This is a genomic window from Rhodococcus sp. IEGM 1408 (assembly GCF_033142235.1).
Lineage (GTDB): Bacteria > Actinomycetota > Actinomycetes > Mycobacteriales > Mycobacteriaceae > Dietzia.
This window is the reverse complement of the sequence record NZ_JAWLRW010000026.1, coordinates 1-6,340: the sequence shown is the minus strand read 5'-3', so window position 1 is coordinate 6,340 and position 6,340 is coordinate 1. Positions and strand designations below refer to the sequence as shown.

The following is a 6,340-nucleotide window of genomic DNA, read 5'->3' as shown; positions in this document are numbered from 1 at the left end:
TCGTCACGAGCGCCGGCAGCTCGAGCGCGAGCAGGACGCCGCCAGCAAGCGGGCTGACGAGTTGGCCGAGAAGATCGACCCTGACTTCCGTGCCGCGTCCGACGAGCGTGTGGCCGCAGCGTGGGAGTCCTACCTGCGGACGGTCGAGGACGAGCTCGAGGCAACCAAGACGCACAACGCGGCCGTGACCGCACTCGCCGCCGAGGTTGGCAGCGCAGGCGCGCCCGTCGTGTCGAGCATGGACAAGCCGTATCCGCAGGGCGACCGCGTGATCTACGGCCACGCCAACTACCAGAACCGCACCCCGACGTGGAACGGCACCGAGTACCGCCGGCACGGCGTGGTGGCAGAGAAGTTGCCGCACGTCGCGGACAAGTCCGCACGCCGTCGCAGTCTCGACCAGCTCCGAGGCAGCGTCTACTAACCCCCTGATCCCGGCAGCGCGGGAAGATGGGCCGCCCGGTGCGGTTCCCCCTGCCGTTGCCGTCCCCGGTTCGGCGCAACCGTGGCCGGTACGAGACACCCCTACTGCCCTCGAGGCAGTGGGGGTGTTCTCGTCTCTGACCTGCAACGTGACCGGTCACGGGACAAAAGGGACGCGGACCTGCGACTGTCCCGGTACTCAGCCAAAAAGGACGGCACCTGCGACGGGACCGGACCACGCACAAAAGGGGAGACCTCGACCGGACGAGCCGCAAAAAGGGACCGCTGGCCGGTTCACGTTGGGGAACGATTACCGCATGTTTCTTTACACCAAACGACCGTATGGTTTAAAGTCGATGGCATGACCGCGCCACGCAAACCCCGCAAGCGTCGCCCCGCAGCACCGGCCGACGCCGTGGTGGGTTACCTCCGGGTCTCGACCGAGGAACAGGCCGTGTCCGGTCTAGGTCTCGACGCGCAGCGGGCCGCGGTAGAGGCACGCGCAGCGGTCGAGGGGTGGCACGTCGTCGCATGGTTCACCGACGAGGGCGTATCCGGCACAGTGTCCCCGCTCGAGCGTCCCGGCCTGGCCGCCGCCCTCGACGCCGTGGCCGAGGGGAAAGCGTCCCGACTCGTCGCCTCGCACCTGTCCCGCATTGGCCGTTCCGCCGCCCGTGTCCTCGACCTCGACGCCCTGGCCGCCGCCGAGGGGTGGGGGTTGGTCATGTGCGATATCCAGATCGACACGGGCACCGCCGCCGGCCGATTCATGTTGGGGAACATGGCCGCCGCCGCCGAGTACGAGCGCAACCTCGTGAGCGAGCGAACCAAGGCCGCGCTCGCCGTGAAGCGTGCGCAGGGCGTCCGTCTAGGCCGACCCTCGACCCTCGACCGCGCCGTGGTGGCCCGGATCGTGACCGAGCGGGACGCCGGATCGACGTGGCAGGCCGTCGCGGATCGACTCATGGCGGACGAGGTGGCGACCGCGCAGGGCGGCGCACGCTGGCACCCCGCGAGCGTCCGCAAGGTCTACATAGGGCAGGACGCCGCGCAGCTCCGGGCCGCCGCCGACGCCGCCGAGGTGTAACCGTTTCGGGTGCCGCTGTTGCACCGGATCGCGCAACCTAGACCCGCAACGCAGGCGCCCCGACACTCACCGCCGACACCGCCCCGACACCCGGCGGCTACATGCCGCCCGGCGTGTCGATCGACACCCGCTGAGCAGGGGCGGCACCCTGACGACATGATCGACGACACCGGCCACGACACCAGCCCGCTACATGCCGTGCCCGACACCCCGACACCCGCCGCCGACACCGGCACCGCCCGGTGGTCCGCTAACGCGCTCAAGTGGTCCGCAGCGCAAGCGGCACGCGAGACCGGGGCGGCACGCTCGACCATCCTCGAGGCGATCAAATCGGGGCGTCTCGAGGCGACCAAAGACGAGGCCGGCGCGTGGCAGATCGCGCCAGAGGCACTAGGGGCCGCGGGGTTCCGGCAGGGCAAGCCGACCCTGCCCGATCCGGTGCCCGTCCTCGAGGACCGGGCCGACGCCGACGAGTTCGCACGGTTGCGCCTCGAGCTGGTGTCCGTCCGCGCCGATGCCCGCGTCCTCACAGTCGAGAGGGACGCCGAGCGCCGACTACGCGAGGCAGCCGAACGCGAGCGGGACGTTTACCGCCGCATGATCGAAGCACCACGAGAAGTCGCCCCCAGTGCCCCGCAGACGGTCGAACCGGCGACACCCATGCCGATACCCCACCCCGCCCCCACGCCGCCGCCTACGGCCGCGCCGGGTGCCGGTAGGCCGCAGGCCGGATGGTTCCGGCGCAAGTGGGACGCAGTGAAGTCCGGCTAAGCCCGGTGTTGCCCCATTCCTGGCCGGTGACCCGCGTGGGACTATCGGCGCATGGGTATGAGTCGCATCCGCCGGGACCAGCTCCGCAAGAAGAAGCCTGACCCGCTCGAGGGGAAAGACGCGGCCTCTATTGACTGGTCCCGCGCCGAGGCCCGCGCCCGTTCACAGATGGAGCGGTCACGCGCGCGCACGCTCGAAGGCGTGGACTACGCCGCGAAAGCCCCGAGCACGTACCGCATGGGTGGACGGCGGGATACCGGCGCTATCTCGTGAGACACGCGCGCGAGCTACGGGGGATCGTCGTCACCTCTATGTAGCGTCAGCCGCACACCGAAATAAGAGAATCCCCCTGGGGGCCTGCCAGCCCGGTTCCAGAGGGATTCTCAAGCTCAATAACTCTGCGGACCACGATACCGCGAAGACGTGGACAGTCAACACAGACTGTGGGTGAGTCGCTAAGGTTGCGCGGCTTGCAGCCGAAAGGCACCTATTCAGTCTCCCCCCGGCTTGGACCCGGTGGCCGGCCGTTAAAGGGTGGCGTACTTCTCTGCCCCCGACTGGACCGTAGAGCATCGGTGTCCGGTACTAGAGCGGCCTGGGCAGATCGAGAGTGCAGGCCCCCCGGCTTACTTAGAAGGAAAGCCCGACCGGGGCACCGCAGGCGCAGCGTTACGCGCGGACCTGCATTCACATCCCGGCCTTTGGGTGAGCGACTAATTCCCGTGACCCGACCAACCGACCGACCGACCGGCTCCGCTGGCTCCGGCGAAGAGACGCGAAACGGCCCGTACCTGAGATGGTGCGGGCCGCTCGCGTTTCCCCAGGTGGTTCCGATGCACAGGGACCGCTCTCCCTCCCTCCCCCACCTACTTTCCAACGAAGAGCCGCGCACCACTAGCCCGCCTGAGAGTCCCGCAGGGGCAGGAACAGGAGAGGGAAAGGGCAAGGGAAGGGCGAGAGAAGAGCGCACAGGCGCGAGGGGACAGACGAGGATGGGCGCATGACGGGCAGCGATCACGTGAGGCTAGGCGACCTCCCCGAACGCGAGGCCCGGTTACTGCGTAGCGGGCGCATGTCGTCGTTCGACCGGTGCCGGTTCTACGCGTACGCCGTCCGGTGGGATCACGACACGTTGGAATCGTTCACCGAGGCCGTTGTCGAGGAACTACTCGCAGCCGAGCGCGTGGACCTGGACGACCCACGCGCCGGCCGTCTTGTGGGTATCGCTCGCAAGGTCTCGACGTGGACATGGGAACAGTTCACCGAGCGACCTGTGTAGTCGAAAAGATAGACGCGCATTCCCTGCACTAAGGCAGGGGCGGTTACTCCTGCACCTTTGATTGCCCGGGTCTGAACCCCACCGCCGCACGGTTTGATCCTCCCGTGCTTCCGGTTCTCGTCTCGCTCGCCGTTCCACTCCACGCGCCGTCGCGTCTACTACTCGTGCCCGACTCAACACACGCCAACATCAACCAACGCGCACACACAGTAGGCACTAGTAGTGAAACTTGGCTGACCTGCGGTTCTTGGCCCATCGTCGGGCGACGTTCACCAGCGCTCGCGGGGCCGTTTCGCACCCCCTCTCTAGTGCCAGTCTGTGACGTATGCCGACACAGACACCTAGGCGACTGGTCCCGATATTCGTGGCCGCCACAGTCGCCCACCGCAATGAAAGAACCGTGTGGCGCTGGCTTGCAGCCGGCCACCTGACTCGCTACCGGTCGCACGCCACGACCTTGATCGACATGGACGAGCTCGAGCAGATGCTCGCGCCTCTACCCGCCACCGACTGACCCCACAAAAAACGACGCCCCGCTTACGGCTGGCAGGCCACGGGGCGTCGAAAAAGAATCTCTATCCCTGAGGCTATCAGGGAGAAACGGTGCGAAACGTGCCCCCCAATAATCGAAACGTCGCAGACTTTAACGCATACAAGCGATACCGGGACGCCGCCTCGAGGTGCGAGCCGCTGGCCTCTGGCCGGCGTGATCCGCACCGTGGACCGGACCGCTACGTCGACCGACCGGACCCTTACACAGTGACGGCGCTCGACCTGCTCCGGGAAATGTGGCGCGATCCCAACATCACGCCCGAGCAGCGGGCGGCACTCTCGCTCGCGGGGCAGGCCCTCCGCGCCAGCGTGAGGGGTGCCGCGTGAACCCCGACTTCGATGCGTACCTGGCGACTGTTCACGAGTTCCCGACCGCACCGGCCCGCCCGTCCCTCGCCTCGCGCATCGTGGACCGCGCCGGCCTCGCTCGACTCCCGCAGCCGACACCGTTTATCGCGGACACGCTCGACCGGGGAACCGTCGCCATGCTCGCCGGGTCGTGGGGGTCCGCAAAGTCGTTCGTGGCCCTTGACTGGTGCGCGTGCATCGCCACGGGGAAGCCGTGGCAGGGCCGCACCGTGGACCGTGGCCGGGTGCTCTACGTGGCCGCCGAGGGTGCGCAGGGAATCAGTGTTCGGCTCGACTCGTGGGAAGCCGCGTGGGGCACCAAAGTGCCCTCTGAGCGGTTCTCTGTCCTGCCCGGTTCGGTGAACCTCACCCAGTCCCAATCGGTCGAAGAACTCGCCGCACACGTCGAGGCAGAGGGGTTTGCGGTCGTCGTGATCGACACGTTGGCCCGCAACGCGGCTGGGGCAGAAGAGAACAGCGCGCGAGACATGGGCATCGTCGTGGATTCGGCTTATCGGCTATTGGCCGCCACCCCGTCCGGTCGCGGAATCGTGATCATCGTTCACCACGCGGGAAAGAACGGGACCGTGCGCGGATCGTCCGCCCTCGAGGCCGGATGCGACACGGTTTACCAAACCGCCAAAGACGGCGCGGCCGTCACCCTCAAGCGCACAAAGCGCAAGGACGGTCCGCCCGAGGACCGGCACGACCTCACCCTCTCCGATGTGCCTGGCACTAAGTCCGCCACTTTGGGTGTCCACCGTGTCCGCCAGGACGCGGACATGGCCGGTAGAGCACGTGAGTTGTTGTCCGTTTTTGTGTCCGTTTTCGCCTCTACCGGTGCCAGCAAGGCCGACCTACGGGACGCGGCAGACATGCCCTCCGCAACCTTCAGCAGAAGCCTAAACACGCTGGTAGGGAACGGTTCTCTGGTCAACGTGGGGTCCGATATGCGCCCGTTCTACAAGCTCCCACCTGCCGCCTGATGTCCGTTTGTCCGCTCTTGTTTCCCGAAACGGACATGAGCGCGGACATGTCCGTCCGTTCCCCCACTCTTTAGAGGGGGGACGGCGGACACCGGACACCGGACACCAACGAAAGGAACCCCGCCCCGTGAGCCTCGAGACCCCCACCGCCCCGCCAATAGCCGGAACACCAGCAGCCCAAGCGCATCAAAAGCTGGCCGAGTTGCGACGACTCACCGCCACGCATCCGCGCGAAATGGCGCTACAGACGCAGCGGCTAACCGAGTCATGGGTGCGCCGTCTCCTGGTCCTCGCGCTTGTCACTGAGCAGTGGCCGGCCGAAACGCTCGACATGATGACCGCCCCGCCCGAACCGGATTACCGAGCGATAGCCGCCGAGAACGCCGCCCTACGCGCCGAGCAGGAACGCCGCGACCTCGAGGACGGGAAAGCCGCATGAGAACCCCCGAACGCGAAACAGGGACGCGAAATAGCCCCCCTCGCGCGAGACGAGAGGAACAACCAGTGACCGACCCCGAGACCCCCGAGCAGGACGAGCCGACCGGCCCCGCCGGGTGGCACGCCCGCAGGTTCGGCAAACCGACCCCGACCACCGAGACCCCGACCGATCCCGCGTCATGGCACGCGCACCTCTACCGAAAGGCCGCCCGATGAGCACCGAGACCCCCGAGCAGTTCACCGAGACCACCACCCTCCGCGACGCATGGGCCGCGATCCGTGCCCGACTGACCCGTGGTGAGTCCGTCACGCCCGACGAGCTGGTGAGCGCCGAGAGGCTGGCCGATGCCGAGGTACAGATCGAGTCATCCCGCCGTAGTCGTCACGAGCGCCGGCAGCTCGAGCGCGAGCAGGACGCCGCCAGCAAGCGGGCTGACGAGTTGGCCGAGAAGATCG

Annotated in this window: 10 protein-coding genes; all 10 read left to right on the top strand. The window is 67.5% G+C overall.

The genetic code is table 11. The annotated features are described in order from the left end of the window. The coding region (locus tag R4P08_RS18265) for a hypothetical protein (protein ID WP_317815287.1) at positions 1 to 424 on the top strand (424 nt) is incomplete at its 5' end. A gap of 360 nt (positions 425 to 784) precedes the next feature. Then, on the top strand, positions 785 to 1,510 hold the full coding sequence (locus R4P08_RS18260) for a recombinase family protein (RefSeq protein WP_317815286.1): 726 nt from the start codon (positions 785 to 787) through the stop codon (positions 1,508 to 1,510). Between the two features lie 156 nt (positions 1,511 to 1,666). Continuing rightward, positions 1,667 to 2,281 (top strand): hypothetical protein, encoded by a 615-nt coding sequence (locus tag R4P08_RS18255; protein WP_317815285.1) that lies wholly within the window; start codon positions 1,667 to 1,669, stop codon positions 2,279 to 2,281. 51 nt (positions 2,282 to 2,332) lie between these two features. Next, a complete protein-coding gene (locus tag R4P08_RS18250) occupies positions 2,333 to 2,554 on the top strand; it encodes a hypothetical protein (protein WP_317815282.1) in 222 nt (73 codons plus the stop codon). Between the two features lie 727 nt (positions 2,555 to 3,281). Further along, entirely contained in the window at positions 3,282 to 3,560 is a 279-nt protein-coding gene (locus R4P08_RS18245) for a hypothetical protein (protein ID WP_317815281.1), read from the top strand. A 325-nt stretch (positions 3,561 to 3,885) separates the two neighbouring features. Next, the gene (locus R4P08_RS18240; protein WP_317815280.1) at positions 3,886 to 4,074 is read left to right on the top strand and encodes a hypothetical protein; all 189 of its coding nucleotides are present in this window, start codon (positions 3,886 to 3,888) and stop codon (positions 4,072 to 4,074) included. Positions 4,075 to 4,435: 361 nt separating this feature from the next. Next, a complete protein-coding gene (locus R4P08_RS18235; protein WP_317815279.1) occupies positions 4,436 to 5,446 on the top strand; it encodes an AAA family ATPase in 1,011 nt (336 codons plus the stop codon). Between the two features lie 127 nt (positions 5,447 to 5,573). Further along, positions 5,574 to 5,885: a hypothetical protein gene (locus tag R4P08_RS18230; RefSeq protein WP_317815278.1), complete on the top strand. Its 312-nt coding sequence runs from the start codon at positions 5,574 to 5,576 to the stop codon at positions 5,883 to 5,885. A 65-nt stretch (positions 5,886 to 5,950) separates the two neighbouring features. Next, positions 5,951 to 6,100, top strand: a complete 150-nt coding sequence (locus R4P08_RS18225) for a hypothetical protein (RefSeq protein WP_317815277.1) — start codon at positions 5,951 to 5,953, stop codon at positions 6,098 to 6,100. Beyond that, on the top strand, positions 6,097 to 6,340 hold a 244-nt coding region (locus R4P08_RS18220), incomplete at its 3' end, for a hypothetical protein (protein ID WP_317815276.1). The genes R4P08_RS18225 and R4P08_RS18220, both read left to right, overlap by 4 nt.

What these genes read in the sequence shown, in the direction of transcription:
- R4P08_RS18255 (WP_317815285.1), top strand. Translation starts at nt 1,667, where the DNA reads ATGATCGACGACACCGGCCACGACACCAGCCCGCTACATGCCGTGCCC.
- R4P08_RS18240 (WP_317815280.1), top strand. Translation starts at nt 3,886, where the DNA reads ATGCCGACACAGACACCTAGGCGACTGGTCCCGATATTCGTGGCCGCC.
- R4P08_RS18250 (WP_317815282.1), top strand. Translation starts at nt 2,333, where the DNA reads ATGGGTATGAGTCGCATCCGCCGGGACCAGCTCCGCAAGAAGAAGCCT.
- R4P08_RS18260 (WP_317815286.1), top strand. Translation starts at nt 785, where the DNA reads ATGACCGCGCCACGCAAACCCCGCAAGCGTCGCCCCGCAGCACCGGCC.
- R4P08_RS18245 (WP_317815281.1), top strand. Translation starts at nt 3,282, where the DNA reads ATGACGGGCAGCGATCACGTGAGGCTAGGCGACCTCCCCGAACGCGAG.